Source organism: Pantoea sp. AG1095 (assembly GCF_003208415.1).
GTDB lineage: Bacteria > Pseudomonadota > Gammaproteobacteria > Enterobacterales > Enterobacteriaceae > Pantoea > Pantoea leporis.
The window spans coordinates 329,068-348,794 of sequence record NZ_QKMJ01000004.1; the positions used below are offsets into that span (position 1 = coordinate 329,068).

Below are 19,727 nucleotides of genomic sequence, written 5' to 3' on the forward strand. Positions count from 1 at the left end.
AGCTATCCTTTTGCCGGTGCGCGAGTGGGATTGAGAATGCGGGTGTTGAGCCAGATGGCGAGCAGAATGATGGTGCCGGTTGCGATTTGCGTATAGAACGGCGAGATGTGCGACAGGATCAGCCCGTTCTGGATAATCGCAATCGACAGCGCGCCCAGCAGCGTACCGATAATGGTGCCGAAGCCGCCAAACAGGCTGGTGCTGCCGAGCACCACGGCGGCGATCACCTGCAACTCAAAGCCTTCGCCCTGATTGGATGAGCCGCTGCCGAGACGCGCGGTGATAATCATCCCGGCCAGCGCCGCCGCCATGCCGCTGATAATGTAGACCTTCATGGTGACCGATTTAGTATTGATGCCGCTGCGACGCGCGCCTTCGGCATTCGAACCAATCGCCGTCACGTAGCGACCAAAGCGCATGTGGTTGAGCACAATATGCCCGGCGAACAGCACCACAATGCCAATCAGCGCCGGCATCGGAATGCCCAGCACCCACGCGCGTCCCATAAAGGTAAACAGGCTGTCGGCCGGCACCGGAATCGAATAACCCTGAGTGACCAGCAGCGCGATCCCACGCACCACTGCTAACGTCGCCAGGGTGACGATAAACGCCGGAATCCCCTCAAAGGCGATAAAGAAGCCGTTGATGGCGCCAACCAATCCGCCCAGCAGCAGTCCGCCAATTAACACCACCGGCCACGGCAATCCCCAGTTATTCAGCGCGATAGCCGAAAGCGCGCCCACCAGCGCCAGTGTTGAACCCACCGATAAATCAATGCCGCCGGTGGTGATCACCAGCGTCATCGCGGTGGCGACGATCAGCAGCGGGGCGCTTTGGCGAATGATGTTCAGCCAGTTGGTGCTGGAGAGAAAATTGCTGGTGATCAGCGAAAACACCACGCAGCAAAAGATGAAAAACAGCGCAATGCTTACCACGCCCGAATGGTTGTGCAACAGGCGACGCGGTAGCGAATGCTGGATCATGCGCGAACTGCTTAAATTCATGATGCTCATCCCGTTACCTCAGTGTGCAGCCGCTGAGTGAGCGGTAAATTTCTCACCCACGATCAAATTAACGATATCGCTTAAGCTGGTATCCGCCACTCGCCGGTCCGCCACGTTGGTGCCTTCGTACATCACCATGATGCGATCGCACACCAGGAACAGATCCTGCAGGCGATGGGTGATGAGGATAACGCTGACGCCGCGCGCCGAGACGCGGCGAATCAACTCCAGCACTGCTTCCACTTCTGCCACCGCTAAGGCAGCGGTCGGTTCATCCATGATCAGCACTTTCGGTTCGAAGGCGGCGGCGCGCGCAATGGCAATAGCCTGGCGTTGTCCGCCTGACAAATTGCGCACCAGCAAGCGCGTATCCGGAATCGAAATGCCCAAACCTTTCAGCATCTCGCGCGCTTCGGCGTGCATTTTTGCCTGATCGAGAAAGGGAATGCCGAGCACGCTTTTCATCGGCTCGCGTCCCATAAACAGATTGCCGGCGACATCCACCGTGTCGCATAGCGACAGATCCTGATAGACCATTTCAATATGGCAGCGGCGCGAATCGGCCGGATTGGTGAAGTGTTGCTGTTCACCGTCAATGCGAATGGTGCCGCTGGTGGGCACCACCGCGCCGGAGAGCACCTTGGTCAGCGTCGATTTACCCGCGCCGTTGTCGCCGACTAAGCCCAGCACTTCGCCCGGTGCCAGTTGAAGATTGACGCCGCGTAGGGATCGTATCGAACCGTAAGTTTTGGTGATGTTAATCATCTCTACCCGCGCTGGGGTAGCATGAGGCTGCTGCATCTGAACACTCCCAATCGGTTACCGGGAACTTGGCCTGTTAGCGCAGCAATGCTTTAACTGACACGATTTACCCTCTAGTAAACCGGTTTACCTGTCAGTTAAAACACTGGCCGCACTTCCAGAGCAATGGGTTACAACGATATTTGTTTGCCGCTGGGAACGTTGCAGCTTCTGTGCCAGGTTAGAATTTAGTCAGTTTGGCCTGCATCAAATGCGAGAAAATTCAGCAGGTTAAAATTTTATTGTTCAGTAAACCGGTTTACCTCGAAGTACTGAACTTCACTTGATTGATCAACTTTTGCGCCAAAGCTGTGCAATTTTGCGCCACGGTGGATCAGGGTAGGCGGATTTGAATCGAATCGCGTCCCACCCATTCAACGGGTAAGCGTGTTTCCAGCGGGATATTCACGTCGTTATTCAGCAGGCGCAGCATGATGTCCACGGCGGTATAACCCAGTTCGCGCGCGGGTTGGCGGATGGTGGAGATGCGCGGCTGCGTCAGGTCGGTGTAGTTAGCATCATCAAAGCCGACCAGCGAAAGGGCATCCGGTGCCTGCAAGCCGCTGGCGCGTAAACCGTCCAGCAATCCCAGCACCAGATAATCGCTGGCCGCAAACACTGCGGAAGGGCGCGGCGACTGGCTGAACAGCCGCTGCAAAGCCTGCTGACCGAACTCGCGCTCGTAGTTGCCGTACATCACCCATTCTGCAGGCACCGATAAACCGGCCTGCTTCATGGCGGTGCAGAAGCCGAGATAACGTTCGCGCACGCTCATCAACTGTTCCGGGCCACCGATAAAGGCGATGTGGCGATGTCCGGCGGCGATCAGCTGTTCGGTGGCGATGCGTCCGCCCTGCACGTTGTCGGCAAACACTTTCGGCACGCTGCTGCCGGGAATATCTTCATCAAGCAACACAATATGCTGATGGCGCTGAATCTCTTTACGCAACAAACCGTTATCCGGTCGGTTGGTGGTGAACAGCAGGCCATCCACCTGGCGCGTATCCAGCCAGCGAATGAACTGCGCTTCTTTGTCGGGATTGTTGCGGGTGATGCACAGCACCAAACTGTAACCGCGCGCCGACGCCGCCTCTTCTGCGGCATCAGCCAGTTCGGCAAAGAAGGAGTTGGTGATATCGGGCAGCACCAAACCCAGGGTTTCGCTGCCGCCTTTGCTCAGGCGTCGCGCCAGGCTGTTGCCGCGATAATCGAGCTGGCGAATCGCCGCTTCGATGCGGTCAATTGTCTCCTGCGGCAACACGATACTGTGATTCATATAGCGAGAGACCGTGGCTTTAGAGAGCCCGGCTAATTGTGCCACGTCGGATAACAACACGCGTTTTGAATTCATGTTCCTCGCCATTATTACATCGGGATCATCGTGTGGTGGTTACAAGGTCGCCATGAATGGCGACCTTACGCGTTAATCATTACACATCGCCAACCAAATAAACACTTGACAAAAATATTTACTCAGCGAATTGTATGCACAGTTTACCGCATTACCGGGAATCACTTCCCAAGCCGACTTAAGTTATTTCACCGGGTATTCCTAGCGGATGGGTTACCGAAACAAACTTAAGCAGGTCGCTATAAAAACACTGCACTTATGCAGTGTGTATATCACGTCATCGATATTTGCCCGCCAAAAATAATCTCAGTGCTTAACGCTGGGAAACGCTGATTATTATTTATTCCCGACGAGGAACACCATGATGTTATCTTTCACCGGAAAACTGCGTTCATTGGTTTTGGCTTCCACCTTAATTACTGCGGGTTCATTTTTCTCGCTGGCGCAGGCTGCGCCGACGTATGCGTTGGTGCAAATTAATCAGCAGGCGCTGTTCTTTAATCTGATGAATCAGGGCGCACAGGAAGCCGCAAAAGCCAGCGGAAAAGATCTGGTTATCTTTAACGCCACCGATAATCCAGTGGCGCAGAACGATGCAATTGAAAACTATATTCAGCAAGGTGTGAAAGGTATTTTGGTTGATGCCATTGACGTCAACGGCATTATGCCCGCCATTAAAGAAGCCGCAGCGGCTAACATTCCGGTCATCGCCATTGATGCTGTATTACCGGCCGGTCCACAAGCAGCGCAGGTTGGCGTAGATAATCTCGAAGGCGGCAAAATCCTCGGTAAATATTTCGTCGATTACGTAGCGAAAGAGATGGGCGGCAAAGCGCGTCTCGGCATTGTTGGTGCATTGAACTCGGCGATTCAGAACCAGCGTCAGAAAGGCTTCGAAGAGACTATCAAAACCAACAGCAAAATCACCGTTGCCGATGTGGTAGATGGCCAGAATATTCAGGACAACGCCATGACGGCCGCAGAAAATCTGATCACTGGCAATCCTGATTTAACCGCAATTTACGCCACCGGCGAACCGGCATTGCTGGGTGCGATTGCGGCGGTGGAAAACCAGGGCCGTCAGAAAGATATCAAAGTATTTGGCTGGGATCTGACGGCCAAAGCCATCAGCGGGATCGATGGCGGCTACGTCACCGCCGTATTGCAGCAGGATCCGAAAAAGATGGGTGAAGAGGCGCTGAAAGCACTCAACGCGCTCTCCGAAGGCAAAACGGTGAACAAAACTATTCTGGTGCCGGCCACCGTGGTCACCAAAGCGAACGTCGACAGTTACCGTTCGCTGTTTAAGTAACCGATCACTCGCTGCGCGTAGCCAGCAGCGCAGCGAGTTCCTGTTGTGTGGGGAAAGCGTTAACGGTGCCGGTACGACTCACGGTAATAGCGGCGGCCTGGCTGGCATGCTGCAGGGCAAGCGCATCGGGCTCCACTTCGCGTAACAGCGAGGAGGCGAGCAGCACGGCGAGGAAGGTATCGCCCGCGCCAGTGCTGTCCACCGCGTTTACCGGCGCTGCCGGACAGAAGTGGCGCTCGGTTTCGGTGATCAACCACGCGCCTTGTGCGCCTTGGGTGATCACTAAGGTGCTGACGCCAGCCGGTTGCAGCCGCTCAGCTTCCAGCTGGTTAACCACCGCGATATCCACTAGCGGCCAAAGTTGGGCGAAATTAGCATTGACCGGCGAAGGATTAAAGACCGTTTTCATGCCGTTGGCTTTTGCCCAGATAAAAAGAACACGGGTTTTCTCAACCGAGAAGTTGCCCTGTTGCAGCATTATATCGCCTTTCTTTGCATCGGCTAAATAAGGCAGCATCTGTTCGACGGTTAATGCATCTGCCGCAGCGGTGGTAGTAATAATGGCGTTATCGCCATCGCTGCTGTTAAGAATAATTGAGGAGTCGCTGTGTGGTGAAGAATATTGAGTGGGAAATAGCTTAACCGGCTCATGCGCTATTTTCTCACGCAGCCATTGTCCGTTACTGTCGTGACCGATTGCGGCAATTAATCGTGTATCGAGACCACAGCGTGCAATAACAATCGCCTGATTCGCGCCTTTACCGCCAATATCCTGCGAGGTTTTTACGCCGTGGATCGATGCGCCTTTTTGCGGCAGATCGCCAATCGACCAGGTTTCATCAACAACAATATTCCCTGCAACATAAATTTGCATAATGGTTCTCGTTAATAAGGTGGAGAAGATGGTTTCTATATCAGCAGGAAAAACCAGCGCAATACAAGATATTTTTTCCAGAAAGAAAGCAGTGATTGGCGTAGTGCATTGTGATGCTTTTCCGGGTGCACCTAAATATCGCGGTAAACCGCTCTCGGCTATTATTGAGCGCGCACTGCGTGATGCCGATAATTATATTTCCGGTGGCATGCATGGGTTAATTATCGAAAACCACGGCGATATTCCGTTTGCCAAACCAGACGATATTGGGCCGGAAACTGCCGCTTTTATGGCGGTGATCACCGAAAAGATCCGCGAGCGTTTTGGCGTGCCGTTGGGCATTAACGTATTGGCGAACGCCGCGATTCCCGCCTTTGCCACCGCTTTAGCCGGCGGCGCGGATTTTGTGCGCGTCAATCAGTGGGCCAACGCCTATATCGCCAACGAAGGCTTTATTGAAGGTGCGGCGGCGAAAGCGCTGCGCTACCGCAGTCAGCTGCGCGCCGAACACATTCGCGTGTTTGCCGACAGCCACGTCAAACACGGCAGCCACGCGATTGTGGCTGATCGCTCGATTCAGGAGCTGACGCGCGACGTCGATTTCTTTGAAGCCGATGCGGTGATCGCTACCGGGCAACGCACCGGCGACAGCGCCACGCTGGATGAGATCGACGAAATCCGCGCCGCCACCGAGCTGCCGCTGCTGGTCGGTTCCGGCGTCACGCCTGCCAACGTCTGCCAGATTCTTGGTCGTACTCAAGGCGTGATCGTCGCCAGCACCCTGAAATTTGATGGCGTGTGGTGGAATGAGGTCGAGCTGGAACGCGTGAAGCACTTTATGTCCGTGGCGCAAGCGGCGCTGGAGGAGGCGTAATGAACAGCTTCACTGACCAGCTTTTGCAGCAGCACCACACGCTGTGGCAGGCGATGCAGCAGCATCCGTTTGTGCTGGATATCGAGCGCAATCAGCTGCCCGACGCGGTATTCAATCGCTATCTGGTATTCGAAGGCAACTTTGTCGCCACCGCCATCAACATCTTCGCGCTGGCGGTAAGCAAAGCGCCGGATATCCGTCAGCAGCGCTGGTTAATCGGCGTGCTGAATGCGCTGGTGGACACGCAAATCGCCTGGTTTGAAGCGGTGCTGGCGCGCCGCAATATTAACCCACTGGATTATCCCGACGATCTGCCCGGCGTCACCGCCTTTCGCGATGGCATGTTTAACGTGGCAAAGCAGGGCAGTTTCGCCGAGATCCTCACGCTGATGTTTGGTGCCGAGTGGATGTATTACCACTGGTGCGCGCGCGTTAGTGCCCAGCCGCTGCTGGATGACGACATTCGCCATTGGGTCGATATGCATGCCGAAGAGGAGTTTCACCAGCAGGCGCGGTGGCTGAAAGCTGAGCTGGATCGCGCCGCGTTGGCATTGACGCAAGAGGAGAAGCAGCGCTTATCCAATCTCTACGCGCAGGTGCTGCAGTGGGAAATCGATTTCCACAGCGCCGCCTATCTCAGCAGCGGGGAGGCGAGATGAGCAGCTGTTTTATTGAAGCGCGCAACATTTGCAAACGTTTTGGCGCCTTAACCGCCCTCAATCAGGTCAATCTCAGCATCCATCGCGGTGAAGTACTGGCGCTGTTGGGGGATAACGGCGCGGGCAAATCCACCTTTACCAAAGTGTTGTCGGGCGCCTACAGCGCCAGCGACGGCGAATTGTGGATCGATGGTAAAGCGGTGAAATTCACCTCGCCGCGCCAGGCATCTGAACACGGCATCGCCACCATTTATCAGGAGCTGGCGCTGGCGGAGAACCTCAGCATCGCGGAAAACGTGTTTCTTGGCCGTGAGCTCAAGCGGCGCGTGCTGGGCATACCGTTCTTGCGTCGCCGGGAAATGCGCGAGCAGGTCGATCAGCTGTTAAAGGATCTCGACGCGCATATCTCCGATGCCGAAGCCTCGGTTGGCAGCCTCTCGGGCGGACAGCGCCAGGCGGTGGCGATCTGTCGTGCGCTCAACCTTAACGCGCAGCTGGTGATCATGGATGAACCGACCGCCGCGCTGGCGGTGGCTGAAACGCAGAAGGTGTTACAGCTCACCCGCAAACTCGCCGCACGCGGCTGCGCGGTGGTGCTGATCAGCCACAACATCAGCGATGTGTTCGCGGTAGCCGATCGCATGGTGGTGTTCCGCCGGGGGCGAAAAATTGCTGAGCGCCGTCACGCCGAAACCTCGCCCGATGAAATCGTTTCATTAATTACCGGTGCGCATCCCGATGCGCGCGCCTTTGAGAATCAGTAATTGTTGTCTCATTAACCCAGGGGAAATAAAGATGCGTCGAATTACCACTGCAGTCTGTTCTCTCTCATTACTGTTTTCAGGTTATGCCCTCGCCGCCGAGAAAGTGGCCTTTGTGCCGCAGATCATCGGTATTCCCTATTTTCAGGCGATGGAAGCGGGCGGTAAACGCGCGGCCAGCGACCTGGGCGTCGAGTTCGTTTACAGCGGTCCGGTGGATACCAATCCCATGGATCAATTGCAGATTGTGCAGAACCTGATCGCGCAGAAAGTGAATGCGATTGGCATCAGCGTGCTCGATGCCTCAAGCATCGCGCCGGTGTTGGCGCAGGCGAAAGCCAACAATGTGCATCTGTTTACCAGCGACAGCGACGCGCCCGACAGCGGACGCCCGGTTTATGTGGCGCAGGCCACCGATCAGGGTTTGGGTGACACCATCATTGATGAGATGGTCAAGCGCGTCGGCGATCACGGCAAAATCGGCATCGTCTCCGGCGAAGCCACCGCCTCCAACCTCAACAGCTGGATTGGCTTTATGCAGCAGCGGGTGAAGAGCAAATATCCCCATATCACTTTGCTGAAACCGCAATATGCCGGCGGTTCCGCCAGCCGCGCGGCGCAGATCGCCACCGATTTGATGTCGGCGAATCCGGATATCAAAGGCCTGATCGCTATGGCCTCCACCACTTGCCCTGGCGTGGCACAGGCGATTGAGACCGCAGGCAAAAATGGCAAAGTGATCGGCAGCGGTTTCTGCAGCCCGAACACCGCGCGCGCCTACCTGAAAAGCGGCGCCTTTGGTTACACCGTGTTGTGGGATCCGGAGAAGCTCGGTTATCTCACCGTTTGGGCAGGCAAACAGCTGATTGATGGCAAAGCCTTCAGCGCGGAAAACCGCGTGCCGGGCTTCGCCGAAGCGGTGAAGTTTGACAGCAAAACCGGCGTGCTGCTGCTCGGTTCGCCAGCGGTATTCACCAAAGAGAATGTCGATCAGTTCAAATTCTAACGGGGCTTCGCATGCACATGACTTCACGGGAGATCGCCTTGCTGGCGATTGCCATGTTAGCCATCGCCGGTTTTTCCTGGTTTTCACCCTGGTTCGCCACCGTCGATAACCTGCTCACTATTCTGCGCAACAGCAGTGAACTGTTGTTGATTGCGCTGGGAATGACGCTGGTGATCGCCATGGGCGGCGTGGATGTCTCGGTGGGCGTGGTGATGGGCGTTGCCGCATGGGGCGTCGGCCAGCTGTTGCTGCTGCAATCGCCGTGGCTGGCAGCAATGGCCGGTCCGCTGCTCGGTTTGCTGCTGGGTTTGATGACCGCGCTGGTGGTGGTGATAGGCCGCATTCCGGCGATTGTTGGCACGCTTGGTCTGTTCGGCGTATGGCGCACCGGACTGTTTGCGCTGCTGGGCGGACAGTGGTTATCCGGGTTGCCCGGCAGCTTAACCAGCGGCCTGATGCATCCGCTGCTGGGTTTACCGGTGATGGCGTGGGTCATCGTGCTGGTGTGGGCGAGCGTCTGGCTGGTGTTACGTCACACGCCGTACGGTTTGTGGCTGCTGGCGGCGGGCAACTCAGAGGAGAGAGCGCGGCTGGCGGGCATTCCGGTCACTCAGGTGCGCATCGCGACCTTTATGATCAGCGGCCTGCTGTGCGGCATCGCCGCTACCTGTTACATCGCTACCTATCGCAACGTCGAAATGACGGTCGGCGGCAGTCTGGCGCTGGAAGCCATCGCGGCGGTGGTGCTCGGCGGGACGCGCATTACCGGCGGTGCCTGCAGTTTGTTGGGCACGCTGCTCGGCGTGTTGCTGCTGCGCATTCTGCAAAACGGCTTATTGCTGGTGGGCATTCCGTCGCTGTGGCAAACCGTGGTCACCGGCGCGGTGCTGCTCATCGTTCTGAGCAGTGAAGCGGCAAGCGGTCGCGTTTTTGCCTTCAGGAGGATCGCATGAGGTTGTGGCGCAAATCTCCCGACCTGACGCTGCTCAGCGCGCTGTGGCTGCTGCTGGCCATCGGCATTGTGCTGGTGCTGCCGCATATGCTGGCTGGCTGGTCAATCACCTCGATACTGCAGTTCGCGACCTTGCTGTCGCTGGTGGCGCTCGGCCAATCGTTGGTGGTGATGAGCGGCGGCGGCGGTATCGATCTCTCGGTGGGCGGCAACGTTTCGCTCTCAGCGGTGATCGGCATGCTGGCGCTCAATCAGGGCATCAATCCGCTTTGGCTGCCGCCGATCTGCCTGATCACCGGCACGCTGGCAGGCGCGATTAACGGCTGGCTGATCGCGCGGCTGCGTCTCTGGCCGTTGATTGTCACGCTCGGCAGCTTCTACTTGTTTTCCGGTCTGGCGCTGGCGCTAACCGGCGGCGCCGCCGTCGCCGGCGTGCCTGCGCAACTGACGCAATGGGGACGCGGCGCGCAGTTCTTTATTCCTTTGCCGTTTCTCACCTGCGTGATTCCGGCATTCCTCATCGCCTGGCTGATTCTCAGCAAAAGTGCATGGGGCAAATGGATCTACGCCTGTGGTTTCAACGAACACGCCACGCGGCTGGTCGGCATTCCGGTCGATCGCCTGCGCTTTCTCGCGTACTGCCTGAGCGGCTTGCTGGCGGGCTGCGCGGGATTCGTTTCGCTCAGTTGGCTGGGCAGCGCGCGCCCGGAAATCGGCGTCAATCTGGAGCTCGAATCCCTTACCGCGGCTCTGCTCGGCGGCGTGGCGATCTTTGGTGGACGCGGCAGCGTAATCGGCGTGTTAGCCGCCGCGCTGATGCTGGTCACCCTCAAAACCTGCATGTTGCAGCTGGGATTGAACAGCGTCTGGCAACTCGGCGTGGTGGGCATTCTGTTGATTATCGTATTGATGGCACAACGACTTTTTATCTATCGGAGATAACTAATGAATCTGACTGAACAAATCAGCGCGCACGTTGAGGCGAGCGCCGAACGCATCGCCAACACGCTGTGCGATCTGCTGGCGTTTCCCTCGATCGTCAAAGTTGATCCGCGCGAAGCTGGGCCGGGCGAGCGCGACTGCCAGCGCTATCTGCAGCAGCGTCTGGAATCGCTGGGCATGGAAACCGATCTGTGGGATCCGGATGGTCCGGCGCTCTACGCCAAATATCAGGGCCGACCGGGCGCCAATAAAGGCCGCACCTTTGAAGGTCGCCCCAATCTCGGCGGCACGTTAACTGGCGCGGGCGGCGGCAAATCGCTGATGCTGACTGGTCATATCGACGTGGTGCCGCCGGGGCCGCCGGAACATTGGCTCACCGACCCCTTTGTGCCGGAGATCAAAAACGCAGCGGTGTACGGTCGCGGCGCGGTGGATATGAAAGGCGGCGTGGCCTGCATGTTGATGGCGGTCGAGTTGTTGCAGGATCTCAACATTCGTCTGGCGGGCGACGTGGTGTTTACCACCGTGGTGGATGAAGAGATCGGCGGCATGGGATCGCTGGCGATGGTCGATCGCGGATTCAGAGCCGATGCGGGCATCATGACGGAACCGACCGCCAACCGCATCTCGCCAATCTGCCACGGCATTTTGTGGGGCCGCATTATTCTCGACGGCATCGGCGGCCACGCGGAGCTGACGCCCAACAGCTGGGACAGCAGCGGCCCGGTGGATGCGGTGACGCTGTGCCGCCAGATGCTCGATGGCCTGGATGTGCTGAATCGCCGCTGGCAGACGCAGCCGAGCAAAAACCATCCGCTGATGGAATTACCAAACCAGATTATCGTTACGCAGCTGAAAGTGGGTGAACATCCGGCCTCGATTGCGGGCCGCGCCGAGATTGTGATTGATGTGCAATATCTGCCGGGCGAGAAAGATGAGATGGGGCTGGGCGGACACGTCAAAAAAGAGATTGAGGCGCACGTTGCTAAAGTCTGTGCGTTAGATCCTTATCTGGCGCAACATCCGGCCAAAGTGGAATGGATTCTGGATGCCGATTGCGCCGAAATCGAAGCGGATCACCCGTTTGTCACCACCTTCCAGCAGGGCGTCAGTGATGCGGCACTGAATCCGCAACTGGCCGGATTCGGCGCGCACAGCGACATTGGTTTGCCGAGCACATTAGGGCAGACGCCAACGGTTAACTTTGGACCGGGCGATCCGGCGATGTCGCATCAACCCAACGAGCATGTGCCAATCGCCGATCTGGTAGCCTGCACCAAAGCCATAGCATTGACGTTAGTGCGCTGGTGCGGCGTCGCATCTTAATCCGCAATGGCGCAATAAATTGCGCCGCTACGGACCCTTGCGCACCTCCGTAGCGGCGCGATTTATCGCGCGCCATTGGCCTTCTACGCCGCCGCGGCCGCTAACGTCTTCACCCGCTCACGGATACGCGGCAACAAATGTTGTCCGTAATCGGTGGCATCGCGCAGCTGATCAAATCCACGGAACAGGAACGTGGTGATGCCGAGCTTGTAATACTCCAGCGCGGCATCGGCCACGGTATCCGCTGAACCCACCAGCGCGGTGGAATTGCCCGCCGCGCCGGACAGCGCCGCAATCTCCGTCCACAGGCAGCTATCGTATACTTTGCGTGCGGTGGCGAGCTGATACAGTCGCTGCGATCCGGTATTGCTATCAGGCTGAATCGCCTTGCCGCCAATGTTGGCCTGCGCATCCCGCAGCAGTCGATTGGCGCGCGCCCAGGCTTGTTCATCGCTATCGCCGAGAATCGGGCGCAGCGACAGGCTGAAACGAATATGTTTATCGCGGCCATATTTCTTCGCTGCCGCGCGCACTTGCTCAATTCTCGCTTTCACCTGCTCCAGCGGTTCGCCCCACATCATATACACGTCGGCGTGACGCGCGGCGATATCGATGGCGGCTTCTGAAGCACCGGAGAAATAAACCGGCACGCGCGGCTGCTGCCAGGGTTTAACCTCGGTGAGATTATCTTCCACCTGGTAAAACTTGCCGTCATAGCGGAACGGCGTACGTGATTCCCACGTCAGTTTCATGATGTCGAGATACTCGCCGGTGCGCGCGTAACGCTCATCTTTGCTAAGGAAATCGCCGTCGCGCTGCAAATCGCCGCTGTCGCCGCCGGTGATCACATTGATGGCCGCGCGTCCCTGGCTGAGCTGATCGAGCGTGGCAAACTGGCGGGCGGCAAAAGTCGGTGCCTGAAAGCCGGGTCGATGCGCCACCAGCAAGCCCAATTTTTCGGTAAAAGCCGCCACATAACTGGCGATGATCATCGAATCCGGCGCGCGGGTATTCACCGCCAGCAGCACCTTGTCAAAACCGGCGTACTGCTGCGCGTGGGAAAAGGCTTTGATAAACGGCACATCGACAGTCGGCCCATGCGCCGCCAGCGATTCGCTGCTCTCCTGCGCCCCAACCAGACCAATAAATTCCAGCGTCATGATTTACTCCTCTCAGCAGAAAGGGCGGATTTGCCCACGGAAGTGAAAATGGCGTCGTCCTGCGGCGTATGTATGCGACCGCACAACACATTTCTCAGGTGACGTTGTAACGGATGGTGGCGCGTCAGCGCGTGGTTGCCAATGCTTTCCACCATCAGCTGCACGCTGCGAATGGCATTTTCAGTCACCACCTGTTTGATTTGCGCGGCATGTACGCTGGCGATGTGGCCGTGAGCGGCGCTGCTTAGCATAGTTTGACTGGTAAACAGCAGCGTATCGATGCGGCCAACCAGCTCCTGGAAGCGCGGCAATGATGCCAGCGGTGCGCCAAGATTGGCCGGCACGCGCTGCTGCAAAAAGGCGATAAACCAGTCGCGTGCGCTATGCGCAATGGCGTCGTACAACGAACCGAGCAGCACCGCCATCCACAGCGATTCCTCTTCGTTGAGGCCGGGTCGCGGCGTGCTCCACGGCGCGACGTTGACCGCGTGATCGAGCGGGATCAGCACCTCGTCCAGCACCACGCGATGGCTACAGGTGCCGCGCATGCCGAGGTGATCCCACTCATCAATAATGTGGATGCCGGGCGCGTTGGCCGGCACCAGATAGCTGCCGACCAGCGGATCGGCATCGTCGCTGCTGGCCCACACCAGAAACCAGCTCAGCCCATAGCTGCCGGTGGAGTAAATCTTCTCGCCGCTGATGCGCCAGCCTTCGGCGGTGCGGCGTGCGCGGGTGGCGGGCAATCCGCCGCGCGCGGGCGTGCCTAATTCGGGTTCGACACGTAATGCGTTAATCAGCGCACCGTCGCGAATCACGCTCTCCGCCACCCTGCGGCGCACCGCGTCTGGCCAGTTTGAACTGTCGTCGAGGCGACGCGTGTTGAGATACTGCATGATGAGAATCAGCGCCGCAGAAGGTTCGCCGCGCGCCACGGCCTGGATAATCGCCTGGCTTGCCAGCAGATCGCCGCCGCTGCCGCCCGACGCCTTCGGCAATACAAAGTGCAGCAAGCCATGCTGCTGCAACACGCTAAAAGCGGTTTTGGGAAATTCGCCGCTGCGATCAACCTCTTCAGCGTCTTTTTCTAAGGCCTGAATAATCACCGGCAATATTTCAGCCAGAAAGGGCGGGTTATTTGTCATGCGTTATTAATCCCCTTATTAAATCAGGCTTAATTGTTTCCTGTTCTGCCACCGCTGTAAAAGCAATAAACCGGCTATATACATGCGGAATCGGCATAATTCTGCCGCCGGTGGAAGTGTTAATTTGCAATGGCTGTTTCTGTGCGAGCCATTAATTAGGGTCAACACCTTCACCTGCATTTATTTTTGGGAGTCATTTAATGCCAAATAATTATTTAGTTTCCCGTCGGCATTTTTTGGGATATTCCGCCGCTGCGGCGATGGCGGCAACGTTACCGGGCCGCGTGTTTGCCGATGATCATATGGCGGGCATGCAGATGCCCGGCGATTTACTGCAAGATGGCCCCGGAAAATGGGCGCTGGCAAAGCCGACGCATGTGCGTCTGGCGGTCAATCTCAACGCCATCTGCCTTGCGCCGGTAGTGGTGGCCGATCAGCATAACTTCTTTAAAGCGCACAACCTTGAAGTGGAGTTCGTTAACTTCGGCAACTCCACCGAACTGCTGCTGGAATCCATCGCCACCGGCAAAGCCGAAGCCGCGATTGGCATGGCGCTGCGCTGGCTGAAAGCGCTGGAGCAGGGCTTTGACGTCAAACTCACCGCCGGCACGCACGGCGGCTGTATGCGCCTACTGGCGCGCGATGGCGGGCCGACCACGCTGGAGCAACTGAAAGGCAAAACCATTGGCGTCACCGACATGGCGGGCGCGGATAAAAACTTCTTCTTCTCGCTGATGCTGAAAAAGCACGGCGTCGATCCCAATACCGATGTCGACTGGCGCGTGTTCCCGCAGGATTTGCTGCCGATGGTGCTGGAGAAGGGCGAGATTCAGGCCGCCAGCGGTTCCGATCCGGTGATGTGGCGCTTAACCCAGAAGCCGGGCTACCGTGAGATTGGCACCAACTTAATGGACGAGTACGCCAGACTGAGTTGCTGTGTGGTGGGCACGCGCGGCAGTTTGATTCGCGAGCAGCCGGAAGTGGCGGCGGCGATCACCCACGCGATTTTGCAGGCGCATGCTTATGCGGCCAAACATCCCGAAGCGATTGGCAGCGAGTTTAACGGCCAGGCACTCAACACCACGCCGCAAGAGATCGCCAGCGTGCTGAAAACACATACGCACGGACACTATTCGGTGGGGAACGCGTTTGTGAATGAGATCGACGTGTATGCGCGTGATTTAAAGGCGATCAACGTGTTACGACCGGAAACCGATCCGCTGTTGTTTGCTAAGGGGATTACCAGCAACGTGCTGGTTTAAATTGAAATCGCGCCGCTACGAATACATGCAGGATTCTGTAGCGGCTCGATTTATCGCGCATTATTTCAGGCGATTTTCCTGGAGGTTTGCACGGCGCTCGCCAGCTTCAGCGATTCGGCTGGTACCTGATGCGCGAAAAGCTGGGTGGTTAAATAACTGCTGCCGCCATCGGCCAGCAACACCACAATGCGCTTGCCGCGGTTCTCCAGTCGCGCTGCAACCTGTTGGGCCGCCCACAACACTGCCCCGGAGGAATCCCCCACCAGCACACCTTCGCTCAGCGCCAGCTGCCGCGCTGCTGTGTACGCCTGCCAGGTTTCCACCGCGATCACTTCATCGTAAACGCGGTGATCGAGATTGGCAGGAATACGCTCAGGCGTCTGGTTGCTGAACGCATGCACGCCGGTAATTTCCAGTGGATCCGGACGCAGTTCGCTCGGCTGTGAACCCACGCCCGGCTCGACGGCGATCACCTGTAATCCCGGATGTTGCTGTTTGAGATAGCGTCCGGTGCCGGAGAGCGTGCCGCCGGTGCCGACGGCGGCGATAAAGATATCCAGCTCGCCGCCGCTGTCGCGCCAGATCTCCGGCCCGGTGGTGCGCTCATGCACCGCCGGATTGGCCGGATTATCCAGCTGCAGCAGGAAGTGCACTTCCGGTTCCGCTGCGGTGACCTGCTCGGCCAGCCATTTGGTGGCGGCGACGAAATCGCCGTTGCTGGCATCGTAAAATGCTTTAAAGCCTTCAATGGTGCTGAACGGCACCACTTCGGCACCGTACGCCTGAATAATATGGCTGCGTTCGATGCTAACGAAATCATTGATATAGACGCGGAACTTGTAGCCTTTCGCCGCCGCAATCGCCGCTAACCCAATGCCGGTGTTGCCGCTGGTGGTTTCAACCAGCGTATCGCCGGGCTGAATAATGCCGTTGCGTTCGGCGGCTTCAATCATGCTGAGGGCGATGCGATCTTTCACGCTGTGATTGGGATTAAACAGTTCGAGTTTGGCGACCAAATCGGCCTGAATATCGTGTTGCTGTGCGTAGCGAGACAGGCGCAGCAGCGGCGTGTTGCCAATCAGTTCAGTGATAGAAGCAGAAATTTTTGCAGCCATAATCGACCTCATAAATAGATGAGATTAGCCTGAATGATTGCGCGATAAATCGCGCCGCTACGGATGGGTGCACATACCGTGGCGGCGCAATTTATTACGCAATGTATGTCGTTACCATTTCACCGCGCTGCGCTGCCATGACAGCAGGCGATCGCGCACCAGGAATAGCAGGGAGATCAGCGAAGAGAACAGCAGCGCCATCACAATCAGCGCGGCGTACATATTGGCGTAAGCCGCCCAGCCTTGCGCCCACTGCAGATACCAGCCGAGCCCGGATTTCACGCCCATCATCTCCGCCGCCACCAGCACCGAGAACGACGCGCCTAAACCCATAAACAGGCCGACAAACAAGTGCGGCAGCGCTGCCGGCACCGCCACGCGCAACACGAGGAACAGCGAATTGGCGCCGAGCGTGCGCGCCACATCGTAATAACGCGTATCAACGCTGGAAACGCCCGACCAGGTCAGCACCGTCACCGGGAACCAGGTCGCCAGTGCAATCAGGAATACTGCCGCCGAGAAGCTCGACGGGAAGAAGTAGAGCGACAGCGGCAGCAGCGCGGTAGAAGGCACCGGGCCAAGGAAGCGCAGAATCGGATGCACCCAATAACCCAAGCCGCGCGACCAGCCAATCGCTACGCCGGTAATAAAGCCGACCACGCTGCCGTAGATAAAGCCGAAGGCCAGCAGACGCAGCGAATTGAGCACGCTATCCAGCAGGCGCGGCCAATCGGTGGCATAGGCTTCGACCAGCGCACGCGGCGGGGCGAAAAACGGCGCGGGCAGCAGCGCCAGTTTGCCAGTAACGGTTTCCCACAGGCCAATCAGCAGCGCCAGCACAATTAGCCATGGACCGCTGCGTTTGAGCGGCGCGAGTAAGGTCAGTCGCGGGAACAGACCCGAGGCAATCGCCAGCCCGGTGAGAAGCAGCGCGATGGCAGCAAACAGCTCGTGCGTTTCATTGACAAAGCGCGGGGCGGCAAACCCCTGCGGCTTATCTGGAACCGCCACCATCAGCGCGACCAGCGCCCACCACAGCAGAAGCGCAGCCCAAACCGCCGGTTGAAGGCGGCGCGGCACATCACGGTTGCGGGCAATCGTCAGGGTTTCACTGGCCATTCTCGTCTCCTTAACTCGACATGTTGCTCATGTGCGCCATGTTACTGGCGTGCTGATGGGCGGATTCCGCCGGCAACAGCTCCGGCACATAGTGTTCGGCGAAGCGCTGCGCATCGGTATCCGGGCGGATCACGTTGATTTTTTTCAGCTCATCGATATAAACCGCCACCTCTTTGCGCAGCTGCGTGCCGGTGGAGTGATGACTATGAGTGTGCTCTTTCAGCATCGCGGCGATATCCTCCACCGCGACGGAGCCGGGCACAAACGGCTGGAAGATTTTCGCCGTCTCGTCCGGATGTTCGGCGGTCCACTGCTGCGCATCGACAATCGCCTGAGTGATAGCACGCGCGGTGGCGGGATCGTCACGTACCAGCGAGCCGCGCAGGCCCAGCACGCAGCAGGTGAGGTTGGCGTATTCGCCTTTTAGGTTGTTATCGACTTCCACCAGGTTGTGCTGCTTCTTCAGCAGCCAGCCCTGTGGATCGTCGGTAGCCAGCGCCTGCACTTCGCCTTTGCGCAGCGCTTCGCCAAACAGGTCGGGCGGATATTGCAGCCAGTTGACCTGCTTATCGGGATCGATGCCCTGTTTCGCCAGCTGAATGGCGAAGAAGTTGCGAATCGGGCTGGCCTGATCGCTGACCGCCACCGATTTGCCCACCAAATCTTTCACATCGCGGATGCCGCTATTTTGCGGCGCGAGTAAACGCATGCAGCCGCCGTGCGTGCCGACGGTGAGATCCACATCAAAACCCTGCTCCAGCGGTTTCAGCCAGCGCAGCGCCATGCCGATGCCGCCATCGGCCTGACCGGTGGCAATCGCCTGTAACAGCGCATCGGTGGGGCCGCTGAAGTTCACCGGCTCAACATTCAAGCCGTACTTTTTAAAGAAGCCTTGCTTCAGCGCCACAGATATCGGTGACTGACACACTGCGGTTTGCCCCCAGGCCAGCTTGATGGTTTTGAGGGATTTTTCGTCGGCAAACACGTTGCTGCTCAGCAACGGATTTACCGCCACGCCGGCACTAAAGAGACCCAGCCCGCGTAATAACGCGCGGCGGCTCAGAGAGAATTGTTGCAATGCCATCCTGTCTTCCTTGTAGATAAAGTTCACAGGCACTATGACAAAGGCAATTAGCGCGACCAAATAACAATCCCGCATGACATCATGCAGTTTTTCATTATGAATATTTGCGGATAGGTTTGCCGAAATGGCTATTTCGATGTGGGAAAGGCGAGGCTTATGCTTTATTTCTTAGTAAATCAAGCAGGAGCGAAAATATGGCTACCAATTCGGCGGGCGTTAATATTGCGATTGAGAAGGTGAATCATCACTTCACCTTAGAAGGCGAAGATTTACCGGTGCTGGAGAATATTAATTTGCAGGTAGAGGCCGGTGAATTTGTCGCGCTGCTGGGGCCGTCCGGCTGTGGCAAATCGACGCTGCTGCGTTTGCTGGCCGGCCTCGAACCGCCCGCCAGCGGGTTACTGGCGGAGGAGGGCAAAGCGATAACCGCGCCCGATCCGTCGCGCGTGGTGGTGTTTCAGGATCCCACGCTTTATCCGTGGCGCACCGTCTATGACAATGTCGGTCTCGGTTTGCAGATTCGTGGGGAGAGCTGGCCGGTGCGCGAACAGCGCATTAACGCGATACTGGATCGCGTCGGCCTCAGGCAGTTTGCTCGCGCGTGGCCACATCAGCTTTCGGGCGGTATGGCGCAGCGTGCAGCGCTGGCTCGCGCGCTGGTTAACGTGCCGCGTTTGCTGATCCTCGATGAACCGCTCGGCAAGCTCGATTCCCTGACGCGGTTGCGGATGCAGCAGGAGATTGTCGACCTGTGGCAGGAGCAGCAGTTCACCACGCTGATGGTGACGCACGACGTAGAAGAAGCGCTGGTGATGGCAAATCGTGTGGTGGTATTCAGCCCAAGACCGGCGAAAGTGGTGGATGTGATTGAGGTGGATCTGCCGTGGCCGCGCCGTCGCGATGATCCGCAGTTGGTGGCGCTGCGCAGCAGGATATTGGATTTGTTGGGGGCGGATCGGGTAGCTGCGTGATGTGGGTCG

19 protein-coding genes are annotated in these 19,727 nt (G+C 57.7%); 10 read left to right on the plus strand and 9 right to left on the minus strand.

Translation table 11 applies throughout. The annotated features are described in order from the left end of the window. Positions 1–2 precede the first annotated feature (2 nt). From DEU53_RS11915 to DEU53_RS11925, 3 genes are all read right to left on the minus strand, one after another. Complete coding sequence (locus tag DEU53_RS11915) at positions 3–1,004, minus strand: ABC transporter permease (RefSeq protein WP_199559706.1); 1,002 nt, start codon at positions 1,002–1,004, stop codon at positions 3–5. An 18-nt stretch (positions 1,005–1,022) separates the two neighbouring features. Beyond that, positions 1,023–1,769, minus strand: coding sequence for an ATP-binding cassette domain-containing protein (locus DEU53_RS11920; RefSeq protein ID WP_176972170.1), 747 nt, complete (start codon positions 1,767–1,769; stop codon positions 1,023–1,025). Between the two features lie 370 nt (positions 1,770–2,139). Continuing rightward, positions 2,140–3,168, minus strand: a complete 1,029-nt coding sequence (locus DEU53_RS11925) for a LacI family DNA-binding transcriptional regulator (RefSeq protein ID WP_110867209.1) — start codon at positions 3,166–3,168, stop codon at positions 2,140–2,142. 349 nt (positions 3,169–3,517) lie between these two features. Between DEU53_RS11925 and DEU53_RS11930 the strand changes: the two genes are divergently transcribed. Next, on the plus strand, positions 3,518–4,468 hold the full coding sequence (locus DEU53_RS11930) for a substrate-binding domain-containing protein (protein WP_110867210.1): 951 nt from the start codon (positions 3,518–3,520) through the stop codon (positions 4,466–4,468). Positions 4,469–4,472: 4 nt separating this feature from the next. On the opposite strand, the gene DEU53_RS11935 is transcribed toward DEU53_RS11930, so the two are convergent. After that, positions 4,473–5,342 carry a PfkB family carbohydrate kinase gene (locus DEU53_RS11935; protein ID WP_110867211.1) on the minus strand — a complete coding sequence of 290 codons (870 nt, stop codon included), beginning with the start codon at positions 5,340–5,342 and terminating at the stop codon, positions 4,473–4,475. Positions 5,343–5,370: 28 nt separating this feature from the next. On the opposite strand from DEU53_RS11935, the gene DEU53_RS11940 reads away from it, so the two are divergent. From DEU53_RS11940 to DEU53_RS11970, 7 genes are read left to right on the plus strand one after another with little or no spacing between them, the layout of a single operon-like run. After that, a complete protein-coding gene (locus DEU53_RS11940) occupies positions 5,371–6,216 on the plus strand; it encodes a BtpA/SgcQ family protein (RefSeq protein WP_110867212.1) in 846 nt (281 codons plus the stop codon). Continuing rightward, entirely contained in the window at positions 6,216–6,875 is a 660-nt protein-coding gene (locus DEU53_RS11945) for a TenA family protein (RefSeq protein WP_110867213.1), read from the plus strand. Before DEU53_RS11940 ends, DEU53_RS11945 begins: the two co-directional genes overlap by 1 nt. Next, positions 6,872–7,639, plus strand: a complete 768-nt coding sequence (locus DEU53_RS11950; RefSeq protein ID WP_101761367.1) for an ATP-binding cassette domain-containing protein — start codon at positions 6,872–6,874, stop codon at positions 7,637–7,639. Before DEU53_RS11945 ends, DEU53_RS11950 begins: the two co-directional genes overlap by 4 nt. 31 nt (positions 7,640–7,670) lie before the next feature. Next, complete coding sequence (locus DEU53_RS11955) at positions 7,671–8,642, plus strand: autoinducer 2 ABC transporter substrate-binding protein (RefSeq protein ID WP_101761368.1); 972 nt, start codon at positions 7,671–7,673, stop codon at positions 8,640–8,642. Between the two features lie 11 nt (positions 8,643–8,653). Continuing rightward, a complete protein-coding gene (locus DEU53_RS11960) occupies positions 8,654–9,595 on the plus strand; it encodes an ABC transporter permease (protein ID WP_110867214.1) in 942 nt (313 codons plus the stop codon). Beyond that, a complete protein-coding gene (locus DEU53_RS11965; RefSeq protein ID WP_110867215.1) occupies positions 9,592–10,536 on the plus strand; it encodes an ABC transporter permease in 945 nt (314 codons plus the stop codon). The genes DEU53_RS11960 and DEU53_RS11965 overlap by 4 nt, the downstream gene beginning before the upstream one ends. Positions 10,537–10,539: 3 nt before the next feature. Then, positions 10,540–11,862: a M20 family metallopeptidase gene (locus DEU53_RS11970; RefSeq protein ID WP_110867216.1), complete on the plus strand. Its 1,323-nt coding sequence runs from the start codon at positions 10,540–10,542 to the stop codon at positions 11,860–11,862. An 83-nt stretch (positions 11,863–11,945) separates the two neighbouring features. Here DEU53_RS11970 and DEU53_RS11975 read toward each other — a convergent pair whose 3' ends face one another. Together DEU53_RS11975 and DEU53_RS11980 are read right to left on the minus strand one after the other, a co-directional pair. Further along, complete coding sequence (locus DEU53_RS11975; RefSeq protein ID WP_110867217.1) at positions 11,946–13,022, minus strand: LLM class flavin-dependent oxidoreductase; 1,077 nt, start codon at positions 13,020–13,022, stop codon at positions 11,946–11,948. Then, complete coding sequence (locus tag DEU53_RS11980) at positions 13,019–14,167, minus strand: acyl-CoA dehydrogenase family protein (protein WP_110867218.1); 1,149 nt, start codon at positions 14,165–14,167, stop codon at positions 13,019–13,021. The genes DEU53_RS11975 and DEU53_RS11980 overlap by 4 nt, the downstream gene beginning before the upstream one ends. A gap of 200 nt (positions 14,168–14,367) precedes the next feature. Between DEU53_RS11980 and DEU53_RS11985 the strand changes: the two genes are divergently transcribed. Then, a complete protein-coding gene (locus DEU53_RS11985; protein ID WP_110867219.1) occupies positions 14,368–15,429 on the plus strand; it encodes an ABC transporter substrate-binding protein in 1,062 nt (353 codons plus the stop codon). 65 nt (positions 15,430–15,494) lie between these two features. On the opposite strand, the gene DEU53_RS11990 is transcribed toward DEU53_RS11985, so the two are convergent. From DEU53_RS11990 to DEU53_RS12000, 3 genes are all read right to left on the minus strand, one after another. Beyond that, the gene (locus tag DEU53_RS11990) at positions 15,495–16,544 is read right to left on the minus strand and encodes a PLP-dependent cysteine synthase family protein (RefSeq protein WP_110867220.1); all 1,050 of its coding nucleotides are present in this window, start codon (positions 16,542–16,544) and stop codon (positions 15,495–15,497) included. A gap of 111 nt (positions 16,545–16,655) precedes the next feature. Continuing rightward, a complete protein-coding gene (locus DEU53_RS11995) occupies positions 16,656–17,663 on the minus strand; it encodes an ABC transporter permease (protein ID WP_110867221.1) in 1,008 nt (335 codons plus the stop codon). Positions 17,664–17,673: 10 nt separating this feature from the next. Beyond that, the gene (locus DEU53_RS12000; protein WP_110867222.1) at positions 17,674–18,747 is read right to left on the minus strand and encodes an ABC transporter substrate-binding protein; all 1,074 of its coding nucleotides are present in this window, start codon (positions 18,745–18,747) and stop codon (positions 17,674–17,676) included. A 194-nt stretch (positions 18,748–18,941) separates the two neighbouring features. On the opposite strand from DEU53_RS12000, the gene DEU53_RS12005 reads away from it, so the two are divergent. Then, a complete protein-coding gene (locus DEU53_RS12005) occupies positions 18,942–19,718 on the plus strand; it encodes an ABC transporter ATP-binding protein (RefSeq protein WP_110867223.1) in 777 nt (258 codons plus the stop codon). Positions 19,719–19,727: the final 9 nt, after the last annotated feature.